The following is a 15,837-nucleotide window of genomic DNA, read 5'->3' on the forward strand; positions in this document are numbered from 1 at the left end:
CTCCTCAAGAAACGTTTAATTCATCCGCCACAACAGGGAGGGAAAGGGCCACGCATGCCCAGAGGCGAAATGAGGGAAGATCCGCTTTCCGCGCGAAATTCCAGGATTCCCGAACAACCGTTTGACCAATAAAGCCCTGACGACCCATGACGGATAGGTTCACGAGGCTCGACTACCATTGGGGCTTTCTCCACGGAATATCGTCCTTCCACCGGATGACCGCATCGGCCGGCATTCCCGGGGTGAGACGGTGCTCGGGGTTTTCCTCAAAATATAATTTGACGGCATACGTCAGCTTAACACGTTCATCAGGTGTCTGAACTTCTTTGGGAGTGAACTCGGCACGAGAAGCGATATACCGCACCACAGCCGGAAATGGACGATCGGGAAAGGCATCAATAAAGACCTGCGCCAATAACCCTAATCGAACCTTCCCAATCTGAACTTCAGGAACATAGACTTGTAAATACAGGTGGTCCAGATCCACCATCTCGAATAGCGGTGCCCCGGCAGAAACCACCTCGCCAATATCGACCATACGGGTCGTAATGGTTCCATTTGAAGGGGCGCGAATCGTCAAATCAGCTAAGACGCTTTCCACTTCCTCCAAGGCACCCTCGGCCTGATCCCGTTGCCGTTCTAGGCCGGCTACTTCGGCTTCCTTGGCTCGAATTCGTCTCCAACCAAGCTCAGCCTGGGCCAGATCTTTTTGAGTCTGTACCAATAAAGACCGCATGGCCAAAATATCCTGCGAGACCACATCCCATTGTCGCTGTTTCACATCGAATTCCTGAAGGGAAACATTCCCTTTCTCAAACAAAATACGCATCCGGTCCAATTCTCTCCGGGCTTCTCGTTCGACGGCCAAAGCTTGTTGTAATTTGGCCTTAATTTCCCGAACTTTGGCCTCAGCCGATTCAATGGCCAAGGGGACCTGAAGATTCAAGACCGCCAGCTCTTCATGCGTTGCCTGAACGCGAGCTTCAAGCGCCTTCCATCCCTCTTGGGCCTGCTTCACCTGCGCCCGGACCTGAACATCATCAAGTTGCACCATCACCTGCCCTGTGGTCACCGTGTCTCCTTCCCGGACCACCAGCTTGTTGATTCGGCCCATAAATTTGGTGGCCACGGAGATCAGATCTCCCTCGATTCGACCATTGGCTTGAATAAGGCCTTCAGGCCAAGCCGAACGATTTTTCCACCACGTCACCGCAACCAGCACACCGGCAATGAGGAACACCAGCAACAAAACAATGAAAAATGATTGTTTTGACTTAAGAAACATAACGAAATGTTTCAGGTAAATCTAAACCCAAATGGTGGGAAAGAGGAGGTCAGCACGATAATATCGTGTCAATTAAGCCAATAATAACCGCTGAAAAGAAACCCTTAAAACCCGCATTGTAGTCATCGAAAGTGGCGATCCCCTATTCTTTCGTTGCACTATCCCGAACTTTTTTGAGGCGAGGGTTATTATCATACGCCAGCCGCCGTATCGCGTATTGAGCAAGCTCGACTCCCAGCCATGCCAATGCCTTGCGTTCCTGATCTTCCGAAAATGTCCGCATATCCATATCCTTAAACATGGACTTCGCGGTCTTGATGGCCTTGCATCTCCAATTTGGCCCACCGACGGTGGCGTAACCAGTGACGTTCTTTCTGTCCGCCGGCTTTATCGCAAGAGGTCCGCTTTGCCTATAACCTGAAAAGTATCCTTGGGGCAATGATCTCCCCTCGATTATTCAGACGGCCTTCCGGAGGTGAGACTCAGCGTAATCTCCATCGCATCTCCCTCTGTTGTAAGTTTTTGTGTAAATCCGATGCGCCGGGCCAACTCCAGCATCCCGGTATTGTCCGTTAAGACCTGTCCCATGATCTGCGCCATACCCCGCTGCCGGCAATACCGGATCATTTTCTCCAACAACAGTCGTCCCAAACCCTGTCCCTTCAGATCAGACCGCACAATAATGGCAAACTCGGCCGTGTGGTTGTTGGCATCATTAGCCGTGCGAACCACACCAAGGGTTTCAGACCGGTTCGCCTCATCCTTGCCTACCGCAATGAACGCCATTTCCCGGTCGTAATCGATCTGGGTAAAGCGGGCCATTTGTGAATGGGGTAATTCCCGAATGAGTCCGAAAAACCGGAATCGAATATCCTCCTGAGACAACCGTGAAAAAAATTCGTTATGAGCCGGTTCATCTTCCGGACGAATGGGCCGACACAGGATCCGTTTCCCCGATCGCAGCGTCATCCATTCCTCAAGCTCTTCCGGATAGGGACGAATGGCCAAATGGTGCGGACCGGAAATGCGAGACGAAGCAATTTTCATTCTGGCATCCAACGCCAAGACCCCATTCTGGTCTGCGAGAAGGGGATTAATATCCAGCTCAACAATTTCAGGAAAATCCTGCACGAGATGAGAAATTTGCATCAACGTCAGGCAGAGCGCTTCAAGATCAACGGCAGGATGAGTCCGGAAGCCTTGCAATAAGGACGCTATTCTCGTCGCCTGAATCAGATCTTTGGCTAATTTCATGTTCAAGGGAGGGAGAGCCATGGCATGGTCCCCCAACAACTCCACGGCAATGCCCCCCTGACCGAACACAATAACCGGGCCAAACGCGGCATCGACGGTCACCCCCATCAATAATTCGTATGCACCAGGCCGACGGGCCATCGGTTGGACCGTCACACCACGCATCTCCGCTCCCGGATGAAGTTGCTGCAACCGGTCCCTCATTCCCTGAAACGCCGTTTCAACGGCCTTGGAGTTTTCCACATCAAGCACGACACCCCCAACATCCGTTTTATGAGTAATGTCGGGAGAAAGAATTTTCAATGCCACGGGAAATCCCACCTGTTCCGCGAAGCGAATGGCCTGCTCGGGGGTCGACGCGATATGGGTCTCCACCGTGGGAATCCCATAGGCAGCCAGAATGGCCTTTGCCTCCGGCTCATTCAACAGAGAACGCCCCTGCGCTAATTCCTGTTCAATCACGTATCGTGCGGAAGACGTGGCCGGTTGAAATTCACGTGGAATGGATGGGGGAATTTCCATCAGCATGCGCTGTCGTTGGGAGTATCGAATCAGGTGCAGGAAGGCGCGCACCGCCTTTTCAGGTGTACCATAGGTGGGAATATTGGCCTCGGCGAACATACGCCGGGCCTGAAGGGTGGTTTGGCCACCAAGCCAACTGGTCAACACATTTTTCTTGGAGGACGAGGCGCCAACCGCTTTCACCACGGCCAGCGCAGCCTCCTCGCTGGTGACGACTGCTGTGGGAGCATGGGTCACGATGACCGCATCCACATCCGGCGCGTTCAGGATACTGGTCAATGCCTGCGCATAGCGGTCCCCTCTCGCATCCCCGACAATATCAACAGGGTTTCCGTGAGACCAGCTTGCCGGCAATAGGGCGGTCAATTCTTGGATGGTGGCCTCTGACAAGCCGGCGAGGGCACCCCCGCCTTCGGCAAAGGCATCGGCAGCCAGAACTCCCGGCCCTCCTCCGTTCGTCACAATCGCTAATCGTTCTCCCTGTAATGGACGGGCTCGCTCCAGGGTTTCGACGGCATCGAACAATTCATCGATTTCAAATACCCGCAAGATTCCAGCCCGGCAGAATGCGGCATCATACACCTCATCACGACCGATGAGTGCCCCGGTATGGGAACTGGCGGCGGTGGCCCCTTCCGGATGTCGTCCCGCTTTAATCGCCAAGACCGGTTTATTCCGAGCGGCGGCTCTGGCCGCCGACATAAACTTTCTGGCCTGCGTGATGGATTCGATGTACAAAAGAATGGCCCGGGTATCGGGGTCGCTGCCCAGATAATCGAGCACATCACCAACATCGATATCCAGGCTATCCCCCAGGGAAAGAAAATGCGAAAAGCCGATTCCCTTGGATCGGGCCCAATCCAACACAGCCGTGCAAAGAGCGCCTGACTGGGAAAGAAACGCCAGCGAGCCCGGGAGCGCTTCCACGTGGGCAAAACTGGCATTGAGTCCCAGCCGGGGAATAAGCATGCCAACGGTATTGGGACCCAGAATACGTATACCGAATTTCCTTGCGGTTTCCAGCATGTCCGTCCAATCCGTCGCACCCTCCCTCCCCGATGCATCCTGCCTGATGCCGGCTGTCAGAATGACCGCAGCCCGGACTCCGCGTTCGCCTAATTCTTGAAGCAACCGCGGAATAGTGTTGGGAGGGGTGCACAGAATGGCGAGATCGGGATTGGCCGGCAGGGCCTTCACATCGGGATAAGCCAGCACTCCGCACACCGCCTGATACTTTGGATTCACGGGAAGAATAGGCCCTTCGAATCCCCCTTTTAGAAGATTCTGCATCACCACACTTCCCACGCGATGTGGCCGGTTCGACGCACCAACCACCGTAATAGCGCGTGGCTTAAACAGGTACTTAAAATTTCGAATGCTCATGACAGGGACCTTTATTCACAGATGAATACTGTCAAACAATTCCGCAATACCGACCGCCACTGTGGATACGGGATGGAGTGAGGAGGCCGCAGCGAGTTCATTCTGTTGCCCACTTCCTTTGGCACGAGGCGAGCGCCACCAGGACCATGATCATGCAACGATGCAGCATTTTTATCCCAGCCTTGAAAGCACCACTTTTTCTCTTAATGCCGTATGACCGCCACCGAACATCCGGCACCGCTGACCACCTTGTTCGATACACTGCCCAGAAACACCCGCTTGACCCCGGTCGACCCACGCGATCCCAGGACAACAAGATCAGCTCGCAAATATCGAACAGCTTTAAGAATTTCATCTCCTGGATTGCCAAACACCAATCGCTCCTGAATGTGAAGGTCAGGAGCACTCAGGACCTTTCTAGTCTGTTCAAGGAGTTTCGCTCCTTCCCGGCCTCGAATCGCCAGGAGTTCTTCGGCCAATTTGGCAAATTCATCCCCCTTCCTGCTGTCGGCAATCAACGTTTGTTCAGTTTCGAACACATGTTTTTTGACGACATGGAGAATGGTGATCTGTGAGGAAGGGGGTAAGGTCAGGTTTTGAATAAATTCGACGGCCGCTCGGGAATCGGCAGATCCATCAGTAGCCAGGAGAAGCTTCATGCCTCGACCAGCTTTTTTCTCCCGCGCCATGGGGCGAGCGATCAACACCGAGCATGGCGCTTCCTGTAACACCCATTGACTGACACTCCCGAGTAAAATCCCCTTCGCCTTGGAATAGCCCCGTGATCCGAGGACTACCAGATCGACGTCTTTCGCGTGAATGGTTTTTAAAATTTCCTCTCCGGGAAAGCCTTTTTTCACAAGAGGAAACACCTGTACACCCTGATGACTCACCCTTTTTTCGACTCTACCCAGAAACTCACGTGCCTGCTCAAGCGCCTGTTTTTGCACCTCTTGTACCTGCTGGGAGATTTTCAAAATCCGTTCCTTCGCCAGACCCGTAATCTTTTGAGGGACCGGGTTCACATGAAGAAGAAACAGAACGGATCCACCCGGCAGTGTCAATCTGCTGAGAACTTGAATGGCCCCTTCAGAAATACGAGTTTGCTCTACCGCCAACAACACTTTCATTTTGCGCTCCTTTCAACCCATAACAACAGAAACCGCCTGCCCCTTTCCAGTTTACCTGATGTCTCCCTTTCCTGTATTTTCTTTTCTCAATTCCATTTCCGCCAGGCGAATGACAGATCGCCGCACCAACGACACACGATTTCACAGCAGCCAGACCAGTGGAGCGTCAGAGCCCAAGCATGACAATCCGCCAGGAAATGAAGTGAAACATTTCTTTGCTTGCTACAATGAGAAGTATCGCATGACTATACAGGTTTTTCGATGTCATACCCCATCAGAACTCATGCCTTTTGTGGCCGGTGAGCATTTAGAGTTCCCGGATACGCAGATGTATGAGAGGAACCAACCAATAGATACCCGATGCTGGATTATACTGAATACCTGAAAATTTTTGTGGCGCTGTTAGCCGTCATCAATCCCTTGGGGGCGATCTCCATGTTCATCGCGCTCACTCCGGGAAAAGAGATAAAAGCCCGGCAAAACATTGCCAGAATCGCTTCATTCTCGGCCACTCTGATCCTCTTGGTAGCCTTGGTCGCAGGGGAAGGAGTCCTCGCAATTTTCGGGATCAGTGTAAGTTCGTTCAGAGTGGGTGGCGGGATCCTCATTTTACTCCTGGCGATTTCCATGCTTCAGGCACAACGGAGCCTCACGGTGCAGACCAAAGAAGAAGCTGAGGAGTCCGACAGGAAACAGGACATTGCCATCGTCCCGCTCTCAACGCCCTTACTGGCGGGACCCGGTTCGTTGAGCACAGTCGTGCTTCAGTCTCATAAAGGAATCGGCTGGATTCATGAAGCCCTCATTGCCCTTGCAATCGTTGCAGTCGGCCTATGCATTTGGGCGTCCTTACATTTGGCACCGTGGATCTCCCGGCGCTTAGGCCAGACCGGCATTAATATCTTTACACGTATCATGGGACTCATCCTGGCAGCCATCGCCGTAGAATTCATTGCTAACGGATTGAAAGGCTTGTTTCCGGTTTTGGCGGGATGAGACAAAAAGAGTTTGGTGGGCCGACATGAATTCGCATTAGGTCAATGCCGCCTTTTTGGGGTAGCTCTATCCCGCTCGACTCAACAGGAAATCACGTGTGAACCGCTCTTAATCCACTATCGAGTTTAATGGCGTTTTGCCTTACCAGATTCTTTTGTGAATTACCAGAAACAGCCCATGATTCTGTAGGAGTTGCCCCATATGATTCATATGTGGGGTTAGCACGCTCTTCCGGGAAAGGAGGAAGGAACAAGGGAATGAGAGGTCGGATTCGTCCTAAGCTCCATGAGATTCCATGTACTCAATACAGATGTGAGGAATTCCGGAATCTGAAGACGATGATGTGATCAGTGAGAGGTCGAACCTGAAACCAAACCATTCTGACTGGGAAAAGGGGCAAAAACAGTATCTTGAAGAAGTCCCGAGAACGGGATGTGGACCATTCGCGCTCGGCCATACCATTCCCCTGAAGGAAGGATCTCTCCACGCACTGAGGGCGTGGGCAAACACCCTAACGTGGATACAAGAAAAATACCCAATATGATCAAAGCCCATCTTGGACCACACATCATTTCTCCTTTATAAAAGAAGACATTCCAATTCTGTTTCACGAAACAGACTCGTATTCAGCCCGACAACATCCAAAATGAGGTAACACACGTAAAAGGAAACTGGTGAACGGGACTGGAACAATGCCCCCCGATGAACACCGGGCTCTGGTAATTCTGCGCATACAGCTTTGGCTCATGGATTTTCATCATCCATGGCAGCCGGAGATGGGTCTTGCTACCTCCCGTCCTTGCCGACCCATACCGCATCCTTTTCCCATTGATGGAGATTCACCTTTTCCGTTTGGACTGGGGGAATGAATCCTCTTGGCCTTTCCCTCCGGGTTCCTTTCGTGTTTTGGAAGCTATTCGTTTGCTCGATCCCGTTTTTGCGGCTGAATAGTCTCCCTGTCCCGTTGTGGAAGGTCATCCGTAGTCTGGATTTAGACACGTCTTTGATGTTGAGACCAAATAAAGCCTTCAAAGCCCATCCATTAGGAAGACTGACGAGACGAAGATGAAACCACAGAACATGTTCGTGCATATCATACAAACACCTTCTCTTGAGAAAAAATAAAGGCGCCATGATTGTGAGCCGGGGGCAATCTAATGACACGCACAGGGACAATTATTCCAGGAAACCGGCCGTCACTCAGAACGAACAAGGAAGATGTGCAAACGGGAATTCCTGCCATGCGACTGATGAACAGATCTCCCGGGCGATGATGATTTATTCTTCGGCCAATATCTCCTGCTCAACAACGACCCAATCATCAAGTCCTGTCCATGATGTCCGTCTCGACAGTGCATGATTGCATCTGTCCGCCGGGTGATAGCCGCGCGCACATTCCAAATAAGAGATTGAGGGTTCATGAATTCGGTCCCACCAGGGATCATGCTCTCCTGAACTTCTCAAGAGACCTTTCTTATATGATGCCTTTTTTCTCACCGCGCCATTGAACCTACGGGCTAAGGGGGGATTCTGAGGTGTATCGGATGGGCAAATGAATGCATTTTACCCATCATGTCACTTCTATCCGAGAAATGGCATCGGTGGGAGCCAATGACCTTTCTAAAATTTCAGAAGGAAATGCAGGTTTTTTCCCGAGAGTTTTGAGTGTATGGGCAATGCGTTCGGGTTGTCCCCAATCACTCCATAGCACTTCTTCGAATTCCATCACTCCCAGATGCTCAGGAATCCGTTGAAGCAATTCCCGAGAAAAGTCCAGGACAGGCATGTCTCGATAGATCTCTTGCAGCGTCTTATTTTCGTGCGCAGTTCCAATCGCCGCACCTAATTCTTCAAACCGTTCCATCATAACCGGCAGGTTTTGCCAACCAAGCTTCCAGAGAGTGGTCACGTTGGCCACCATCACCAAGGTATTCCAAAGAGCGCCACTTGCCATGACCTGTTTTCCTTCACGGAGGTCCGGTTTTTCAAGAAAGGAACCGACGAGGCGAATACATGACCCATTGGTCCAGCCCAGGACATCGCTCAGGTTGATCCACCCATAATCCAATTCGGGATGGGAAGGAGAAACGCCAAACAGGATCAAACGATCCTGAAGAAAGTGACTTGCGCGAATCCCTCGCCTCACCGTCTCGAGAAAACGAGCTTCCGGAAAGACAAAATGATCGGATGGGAAAATGACGACTGTGGCATCCGCATCCCAGGCTCGAACAAAGGTCAGCGGAAGAAACACTCCTGCGGCTGTTCCACAATTCTGGGGCTGAACAATCACCTGCCCGGACGTGTCTCCATCAATGGCTTCATTCAAAAACTCCCGATGGTTCCGACCGATCACCGTGACCTTATGTTCAGGTCTGACCAAGCGGTCTGCCCGATCCAGCGTATGTTGAAGCATGGATCGTTTTCCGACAAAGGTGCAATACTGCTTGGGTTTATGCCCACCCAACCACTGTTCGATAAACGGGCGGGTCCTTTCCCCTTCCCCACCAGCTAGGATGATCGACCACAACGGATGAGCCTCGGCTCTCAGCATGTTCTTCATCTCCCTCCCTGGGTCATGAATGCCAAAGTACCTTAAGCGTCTTCCCCATTATGGAATATTCTTTGTAAAACATTTCACACAAGGAAGGAACTGGGAATTTCCCTAGTCAAACAGGAAAATGACCCTAGGATACAGCAGTGAACCCCCATAAACGGTATCGGGGATGCCAGGCTAACGTCTTCACCACCGCAGGGATTAACGGAAATGGGTCCGAAGCCGAGCATGCCCTCGTTGAGTGAAAAGAATGAAAGGTTTTAACTCGAACGGCTATTTTTCCAAAATCGCCACCACTTATTCACGGGCCACCTCCTCTGCGGAATCCGGATGACGCCCGTTGGCAAGCGATTTGAGCCCCTCACCCCTTTACCCAATGCCAGGCCTCTTCCGTCTGGTCTGGTGTAAAATATTTACATTGTGCCCTTGGCCAGGGAACAGTAACGTGCAGTCCGCCCTCCAACCATCGTCGGCTTCCCACTACCGCAATTCGTTGATAATCTTGAGCGTTCCGAAGATGTTTAGTTATTTCCTCCCATACAGCTTGTCCATTTTCGCCTTCAACGGTTGCCATATCGCATAAGAAATTAATCGGCCCAACTTCCTCCATCAGATGCGCCAGGTACGCATTCAAGAGATCATACTCTTCGACTGATAATTTACCTTCAACCCGTATTCCCACACTTCCGTCTTCACTTTCATCTAAAATTCGATACATATTGTACCTTTCACCCCCGAAACACGAATTCGTAACCGGCCCGCACGGGATACTTTCCACCGAGAAATCCAATGGCTTGATATTTTTTTCCTCTTAGGTCCAGCACCTCCTTTGGCCTAGAAGCATTTCATCTGCCCTTCCGGGATAGACCCGCTATTCTTTCTCTAGCGAGGGTTATGCCAGGAGAGGGCCGCGGACCAATTCTTTCTGTTCGCAACGGGTTCTGAGGGAACGGACCAGGCTGGGAAAGGTTTACTTGGCCAAAAAGCTACAGGGATGAATGGGGTACTGTTGAAGATTGCAACAACAAGGGAGGAAAATCGGGAATTAGACCCATTGGTCATTCCCAGGATTTATTAGGAGGAACCCAAATGGAATTTAGTCATTCAAAGCTGAATTCCCTCAAGATCGGCGGGGGATACCCGGACAGAGTCGGCACAATTGATATTGTGTATCGACAACCGAGTCCCATCGTGGACAGTCCTAACCCTACTAACCCTTGCCTTCGCTAATCCTTCAAGTCTTAATAGAACGGAGCTCTGTCGACCTTCGCGCAATAACGGCGCAAGGCTGGCTGTCCCGAATTTCGCTCTATGGTTCAATATTTTCCCATGATTCTTCAGCCATGACCTCTTGCTCCGCACGGAACCAATCATCGAGATCCTGACCGTGGTGGCCTCCCCGCCGCTGGTAGAGCTCATAGGCCCGTTCAGCAATGCGCGGCTGAATATCCTCATTCGCGAATGGAGTCTCGCCCTCATGTTCCTCCTCCGGCGGAAGAGGTTTTCGAGTCTTGGCCCTGGAAGATGTCTTAGCGCGTAACGGCTTACCCGAAACTCTCCTGCCTTGACGAGTTGCGCCGGACTGTCCTTCCGGTTCCTTGCGATCACTTGTTGTGAATACGCGTTTCGGACTCATCGGGTCAGCTCGAGAGTAGAGAATGCATGCGGTGAGGAACAGGACATGGTGGCAAGATCTGAGGGGAACGCAGGCTCCTTTCCAAGAACATTCAGCGTGTCACGAATGCGATCTGAGACTTCCCAATCACTCCAAAGCACATCTTCCAGCTCAATCATCCCCAGGCGTTCCGGAACGCGCTGAAGTAATTCGGAAGACACCTCTAATCTGGGCATTTTCTGATACAACTGACGAAGCATGCGACCCTCATGAGTGCTCCCGATGGCTTTTCCTAATCGCTCAAACCGCTCCATGATGACAGGAAGGTATTGCCAGCCAAGCTTCCAGATGGTGGAAACTTTTCCCACCATTACCGATGTGTTCCAGAGTGCGCCTTTGGCCATGGCATTGAGGGCCTGGATGTGGTCGAGTTGCTCAACAAAGGAATCGACTTGCCGAACACATGATCCTCCACTCCAACCCAACACCCCACCCACATTCATCCAGCCATAGTCCAATTCGAGATGAGTCGGACGAACCCCCAACAGCAGGAGGCGATCCTGAAAAATACGACTCCCGCGTATGGCACGCCGAACCATTTCCAAAAAACGGGTTTCCGGAAACACAAAATGATCAGAAGGGAAGATGACCACCGTGGCACTTGGATCCCATGCCCGGATATAGGTGAGAGGGAGAAACATCTCAGGGGCGGTGCCGCAATAGTTCGGCTCAAGAATCACTTGTCCTGCCCGCTGACCTCCTAAGGCCTCTCCTGCGAACCTTTGATGGCTTTGGGCCACCACCGTGATTTTTTGATGCGGAGCCCCAAGGCGATCCGCCCGGTCTAAAGTGTGTTGCAACATCGACCGGTTTCCCACAAATGTACAATACTGTTTGGGCTTGGGATAGCCTAACCATCGTTCAATAAACGAACGTGTTCGTTCCCCCTCCCCACCGGCGAGAATCATAGACCATAAGGCATGGGATTGAGACATAGGGCGGAGCTCCTTCCTTGGCACGAAAAAATTGTATGAAAGCTATGAATAAATCTACGCGGACCTTTATAACGTGGGAAAAAGAGGGAGGGATACAGGGTATTTTCCAAAAAAAGCAAGAAATTTTTCCTAGGGCACTTATGGATGTCCGAAACCACATACCGATCCTATTCCTCTTGCCTGGACATCCCCGCTTTCATGAGCGGAGACCCAACTTCTGGAGAGATAAAAAAAGCTTCTGGATTAAAAACGTCAAAATTCCAGCTTGGATATGAGGACCCGATTAAAATTGGCTAGCCGGGCAAACAGGCTTTAGGCAGTGAATTGCGGTCCTTCAGAATCTTCGGCCAAAATCTCCCTTGCGGCTTTCAACCAACTGGCTAAAGTCGGACCACGAGGCTCACCTGCCCACCGGGAAATCTCATGGGCGCGATTGTCAATTTTGCTCTCTAGTGAATCAGAAGAACCATCAAGCCTCATCCCCTGGTTTTCATTGTCAGGAATTGGCAGACTTTGCACTTCTCCCTGCTTGTTGGCCACGAATGAGACATCTTTCATTGGATCAACCTCCGCCTTGCATTCCCTGGCTACCAGTTCAGCACGACATCATTTCAAGACAGATGAGCAGAACATGGACATGCCCTTTACTGCAATTATCAAACCTGATTGAACGCTCATCGGCGAAGCCATATCAAATCGTGCAAAACCGCCTGTGAACAGTAGCGACCAACACCGCGGCACCTTCTCTTTGGCACATTCAGCGTCGTGAAGCACGAGGAGCATCACAGGCCTTCACCCTCCATGAACCTGGAGATGACATTCATCTCCCTCAATTTCAGGCTTCCATCTGATCATGAATAACCTCACCACATTCCAGACAAACCAGGTACCCGGTTTTCTCGCCTTTTATGTTGACCTGTTCGTCTACCAGGCGTTGATGGGCACAGACTTCTCTCACACCGGTTTTAAGGGTTCCATTCACACGACCGGCCTTATGTTCATTCATGGGTCCCCCTTTCTGAAAAATGCCCAAGACCTCATTTAACAATCCATCAGCTCTAACCGAAATCCCGTCTTCCATCAGGCCACATGGAAACGAGAGGAGGTTTCTGACTTGAACTCATCGTTTTGAAAGATCTTACGGCAGGCTTGTTGAACAGAAGCGAGGTGGAACGGTTTAAGGAAAAATCCTTGAGCACCTTCCTGCAACATCCGCCGGAGCAATGGTTCCTCTGAGGCGCCCGACATCATGACCACCGGCATCTGATGTCCCAACCAGCGTAATTCATCCAACATGGTCCGCCCATCCATAATGGGCATGTGCATATCCAGTAAAATTCCATCCACGCAACGGCCGTCCAACAGATCCAGGCCCTCCCGCCCATTTCTCGCAACAAGCACCTCATATCCCCATTCCTGAAGGGCTTGATCCAACAACCCGGCAACGGAAGGATCATCATCGACCACCAACAAACAGGGACGGACTTCCTGAGCCCTGGCCTCGGTCCCGGCACGCGACACACCCGGCGATGTGGTTTGGAGCGCTTGAAGAATTTCCAGACAGGAAGGGCAATAGGTTTGTGCAGGCTCGATATCGGAGAATGTGAGTTGATGCCTTGCCAAATAGGCATCCAACATTCGCCAGGCATCTGTTCCGACCAGCCCCTCCGAGGGATCATGAACCCGTTCACACCAGGCACAGGAAAACACGAATTGGGAGGCAGGCGAAGATAAGGGGAGGCTATGCCGTAAGACATCTGCCCGGGAAATGACCCCGACAAGCTGCCGATCACGAACCACAGGCATCCGCAGAACCTGGCTGTGAACCATTTCCTTCATCACGACATCAAGCGGATCCTGCTCAAACACATATACCGGTGTGGTCATGGTGTCTTCGACCCGCAGTTCATCCAGGGAATTCACGCGTGAACAGGCTTGCAACAGACGGAGTTCGGTCACGACCCCCAGAATTTCTCCGGTAGGATCGACCACCGGCCATCCGCTGTATTGACCCGAGAGAAATTGCAAAGCCAGACCCTTCTCAAACCGACCGGGTCGAAGAGGAACGGCTGCGGTGTTCATCAGATCTTCCGCCAACGGGAAAGATGAAAAAAGGTGGTTCATCCGAGGGCCTCGCTTTCACATCGGTTTCAACCATGAAACCGTCAGAGTCAAAGGGGATTTTGCTGCTAGGGTGCGGGTGTAAAATACCGATCGACGTAAAAAAAAAGAACTAGGGAAACCCCTAGTCCTTTCGGGAAATAATCCTAGGATGCAGGAGGGAGATAATCGGAATCGCCTACTTCTCAACCAGGCCGGAAGCCACCGCAAACTGGGTCAACTCTGGAATCGTATGCATCCCTAAGGTTTCCATGACCCTGGTTTTATGAAACTCTACCGTTTTAGTGGAAATATTGAGAAGGGTGGCTATGGCTTTGGTGGAACGGCCTTCGGCGATCAACTGCAAGACTTCCCGTTGACGAGAAGTGAGTAGCTTAAACAACGATTTTTCCCCTCCCAGGAAGACATTAAGCGAGACCTCCCCCCGCAGGGCAAAAGGCGTGACATACCGGCGGCCCGCCAACACCGTCTTGACCGCCAATTGCAGTTCGGAACCGGCAGACCGTTTCAAGAGATATCCAGAAGCTCCGGCCTCAAATGCCGCGGTAATATAGGCGGAATCCGCATGCATTGTCAGGAAAATGATTTTACAACGGGGAACAAGCTTTTGGAGATGCCGTGCCGATTCCAGCCCGTTTAAACTCGGCATCGAAATGTCCATGATCACCACATCCGGGTTCAGATGTGAAGCGACTTCCAGCAGCGATCGTCCATCCTCCACTTTCCCCACGACCTCGCCAAAATCCTCAACAAGCTTGGCCACCCCCTCCAGCACCATGGGATGATCGTCCGCCAGCACAATACGGGGAAGATTCGTCAAGGAGCCTTTGCCACATGAAAGATCACGAAGATGAGGGACATGAACGGCCATCTAGACGTTTTCCAGACTATAGGTCACACCCTTCAGCCTCCCGTATTGTATACAAGGAAACCCCACGCACCACTAGGCAAATCCCTAGTTCTCGGAGGAAAACCTCCTAGCCACCTATCCAGGGTTTCACGTGCCGCACTTTTGCCTCAAAGCCTCTCGAATAAATCACCACTACACGGTATGTGCAGTCAGATCAGATCATGAAGTAGGCCGGGAGGCAATATGAACAACCGGTTATTCCTCAGGAGCAATGAGGCCATGCGCGATGGCATATCTCGTTAATTCGGCCGTGCTATGAAGTTGTAATCCACGGATAATCTGCGTTCGATGAAATTCAATCGTTTTAGGACACACATGTAATATCGTCGCGATTTGTTTAGTGCTGTGACCCTCGGCGATGAGTTGAAGAACTTCCCGCTGTCGTGGCGTCAAGGATTTTTTCTCAATCTGGGGAACCGGACTCGTTTGAGATATTGTACTCAAAAAATCCTTGGCAATGGCCGGGGTCACAAAGTACTGCCCTTTCATCACGGCATGGATGGCTTGCATCAACTCTGAAGCCGCAGAACGTTTCAGGAGAAAACCGGAGGCCCCGATTTGAAAGGCTTCCTTTGCATACAGAGGGTCCGCATGCATGGTCAGGAAAATCAGCTTGACCGAAGGAAGTATTTTCTTCAGTTGACGGGCGGCATCCAGTCCATTCAATTTTGGCATGGAAATGTCTAAGACAATCACATCCGGTTCCAAATTCGGAGCAACCTGAAGAAGGGCCCGCCCATCCTCCACTTTCCCCACAAGGTCACAGTCCTCCGCAACCAGTTTGGCCAAGCCCTCCAGAACCAATACATGATCGTCGGCTAATAATACACGAGGTCGGGTCACCATGGAACGTGTCCTATGCTTTTGAGGCACGGCCACCTTGGCCATGCAGATAGTCCTGACCTTTTCCCATGCCCTGGCATTAACACCTTATAATCTGACCCTCATTCCCGACAACCTGTATCGGGAAATTTGGTTGGCTTTGCTCATCTGTATAGCCTTCCTCCCATTCGAAATTAGGAATCTCTCTTTGAAATCTTTCGGACCGATCCCCGAATCTCATCTGCGAGGA

At 51.5% G+C, this 15,837-nt stretch carries 15 protein-coding genes; 2 read left to right on the forward strand and 13 right to left on the reverse strand.

Going from position 1 to position 15,837, the window contains the following annotated elements; translation table 11 throughout:
• Positions 1-172 precede the first annotated feature (172 nt).
• The 4 genes from H6750_00665 to H6750_00680 form a co-directional block, all read right to left on the reverse strand.
• On the reverse strand, positions 173-1,285 hold the full coding sequence (locus H6750_00665) for an efflux RND transporter periplasmic adaptor subunit (GenBank protein MCB9772822.1): 1,113 nt from the start codon (positions 1,283-1,285) through the stop codon (positions 173-175).
• Between the two features lie 142 nt (positions 1,286-1,427).
• Positions 1,428-1,724, reverse strand: coding sequence for an STAS/SEC14 domain-containing protein (locus H6750_00670; protein MCB9772823.1), 297 nt, complete (start codon positions 1,722-1,724; stop codon positions 1,428-1,430).
• A gap of 14 nt (positions 1,725-1,738) precedes the next feature.
• Positions 1,739-4,444 carry a bifunctional acetate--CoA ligase family protein/GNAT family N-acetyltransferase gene (locus H6750_00675; GenBank protein MCB9772824.1) on the reverse strand — a complete coding sequence of 902 codons (2,706 nt, stop codon included), beginning with the start codon at positions 4,442-4,444 and terminating at the stop codon, positions 1,739-1,741.
• A 203-nt stretch (positions 4,445-4,647) separates the two neighbouring features.
• Complete coding sequence (locus tag H6750_00680) at positions 4,648-5,574, reverse strand: universal stress protein (protein MCB9772825.1); 927 nt, start codon at positions 5,572-5,574, stop codon at positions 4,648-4,650.
• A gap of 360 nt (positions 5,575-5,934) precedes the next feature.
• On the opposite strand from H6750_00680, the gene H6750_00685 reads away from it, so the two are divergent.
• Positions 5,935-6,570 carry a YchE family NAAT transporter gene (locus tag H6750_00685; GenBank protein ID MCB9772826.1) on the forward strand — a complete coding sequence of 212 codons (636 nt, stop codon included), beginning with the start codon at positions 5,935-5,937 and terminating at the stop codon, positions 6,568-6,570.
• A gap of 1,570 nt (positions 6,571-8,140) precedes the next feature.
• Here H6750_00685 and H6750_00690 read toward each other — a convergent pair.
• Together H6750_00690 and H6750_00695 are read right to left on the reverse strand one after the other, a co-directional pair.
• A complete protein-coding gene (locus H6750_00690; GenBank protein MCB9772827.1) occupies positions 8,141-9,121 on the reverse strand; it encodes an NTP transferase domain-containing protein in 981 nt (326 codons plus the stop codon).
• Between the two features lie 364 nt (positions 9,122-9,485).
• Entirely contained in the window at positions 9,486-9,842 is a 357-nt protein-coding gene (locus tag H6750_00695) for an STAS/SEC14 domain-containing protein (protein MCB9772828.1), read from the reverse strand.
• Between the two features lie 371 nt (positions 9,843-10,213).
• Here H6750_00695 and H6750_00700 point away from each other — a divergent pair, with 371 nt between their 5' ends.
• Positions 10,214-10,354: a hypothetical protein gene (locus H6750_00700; protein ID MCB9772829.1), complete on the forward strand. Its 141-nt coding sequence runs from the start codon at positions 10,214-10,216 to the stop codon at positions 10,352-10,354.
• Positions 10,355-10,433: 79 nt separating this feature from the next.
• Here the strand turns inward: H6750_00700 and H6750_00705 are convergent, their stop codons facing one another.
• From H6750_00705 to H6750_00735, 7 genes are all read right to left on the reverse strand, one after another.
• Positions 10,434-10,760: a DUF2934 domain-containing protein gene (locus H6750_00705; protein ID MCB9772830.1), complete on the reverse strand. Its 327-nt coding sequence runs from the start codon at positions 10,758-10,760 to the stop codon at positions 10,434-10,436.
• The gene (locus H6750_00710; protein ID MCB9772831.1) at positions 10,757-11,734 is read right to left on the reverse strand and encodes a hypothetical protein; all 978 of its coding nucleotides are present in this window, start codon (positions 11,732-11,734) and stop codon (positions 10,757-10,759) included. The genes H6750_00705 and H6750_00710 overlap by 4 nt, the downstream gene beginning before the upstream one ends.
• Before the next feature lie 312 nt (positions 11,735-12,046).
• Positions 12,047-12,292, reverse strand: a complete 246-nt coding sequence (locus tag H6750_00715; protein ID MCB9772832.1) for a hypothetical protein — start codon at positions 12,290-12,292, stop codon at positions 12,047-12,049.
• Between the two features lie 277 nt (positions 12,293-12,569).
• Positions 12,570-12,740 carry a hypothetical protein gene (locus H6750_00720; GenBank protein ID MCB9772833.1) on the reverse strand — a complete coding sequence of 57 codons (171 nt, stop codon included), beginning with the start codon at positions 12,738-12,740 and terminating at the stop codon, positions 12,570-12,572.
• Positions 12,741-12,814: 74 nt separating this feature from the next.
• Positions 12,815-13,858: a response regulator gene (locus H6750_00725; protein ID MCB9772834.1), complete on the reverse strand. Its 1,044-nt coding sequence runs from the start codon at positions 13,856-13,858 to the stop codon at positions 12,815-12,817.
• A 175-nt stretch (positions 13,859-14,033) separates the two neighbouring features.
• Positions 14,034-14,726 (reverse strand): response regulator transcription factor, encoded by a 693-nt coding sequence (locus H6750_00730; protein ID MCB9772835.1) that lies wholly within the window; start codon positions 14,724-14,726, stop codon positions 14,034-14,036.
• Between the two features lie 234 nt (positions 14,727-14,960).
• The gene (locus H6750_00735; GenBank protein ID MCB9772836.1) at positions 14,961-15,611 is read right to left on the reverse strand and encodes a response regulator transcription factor; all 651 of its coding nucleotides are present in this window, start codon (positions 15,609-15,611) and stop codon (positions 14,961-14,963) included.
• Positions 15,612-15,837 lie beyond the last annotated feature (226 nt).

The organism is Nitrospiraceae bacterium (genome assembly GCA_020632595.1).
Taxonomy (GTDB): Bacteria; Nitrospirota; Nitrospiria; order Nitrospirales; family UBA8639; genus Nitrospira_E.

Coding starts and splice junctions, on each gene's coding strand:
- H6750_00665 (MCB9772822.1), bottom strand. CDS start 1,285: ATGTTTCTTAAGTCAAAACAATCATTTTTCATTGTTTTGTTGCTGGTG.
- H6750_00675 (MCB9772824.1), bottom strand. CDS start 4,444: ATGAGCATTCGAAATTTTAAGTACCTGTTTAAGCCACGCGCTATTACG.
- H6750_00680 (MCB9772825.1), bottom strand. CDS start 5,574: ATGAAAGTGTTGTTGGCGGTAGAGCAAACTCGTATTTCTGAAGGGGCC.
- H6750_00685 (MCB9772826.1), top strand. CDS start 5,935: ATGCTGGATTATACTGAATACCTGAAAATTTTTGTGGCGCTGTTAGCC.
- H6750_00690 (MCB9772827.1), bottom strand. CDS start 9,121: ATGCTGAGAGCCGAGGCTCATCCGTTGTGGTCGATCATCCTAGCTGGT.
- H6750_00695 (MCB9772828.1), bottom strand. CDS start 9,842: ATGTATCGAATTTTAGATGAAAGTGAAGACGGAAGTGTGGGAATACGG.
- H6750_00700 (MCB9772829.1), top strand. CDS start 10,214: ATGGAATTTAGTCATTCAAAGCTGAATTCCCTCAAGATCGGCGGGGGA.
- H6750_00705 (MCB9772830.1), bottom strand. CDS start 10,760: ATGAGTCCGAAACGCGTATTCACAACAAGTGATCGCAAGGAACCGGAA.
- H6750_00710 (MCB9772831.1), bottom strand. CDS start 11,734: ATGTCTCAATCCCATGCCTTATGGTCTATGATTCTCGCCGGTGGGGAG.
- H6750_00715 (MCB9772832.1), bottom strand. CDS start 12,292: ATGAAAGATGTCTCATTCGTGGCCAACAAGCAGGGAGAAGTGCAAAGT.
- H6750_00720 (MCB9772833.1), bottom strand. CDS start 12,740: ATGAATGAACATAAGGCCGGTCGTGTGAATGGAACCCTTAAAACCGGT.
- H6750_00725 (MCB9772834.1), bottom strand. CDS start 13,858: ATGAACCACCTTTTTTCATCTTTCCCGTTGGCGGAAGATCTGATGAAC.
- H6750_00730 (MCB9772835.1), bottom strand. CDS start 14,726: ATGGCCGTTCATGTCCCTCATCTTCGTGATCTTTCATGTGGCAAAGGC.
- H6750_00735 (MCB9772836.1), bottom strand. CDS start 15,611: ATGGTGACCCGACCTCGTGTATTATTAGCCGACGATCATGTATTGGTT.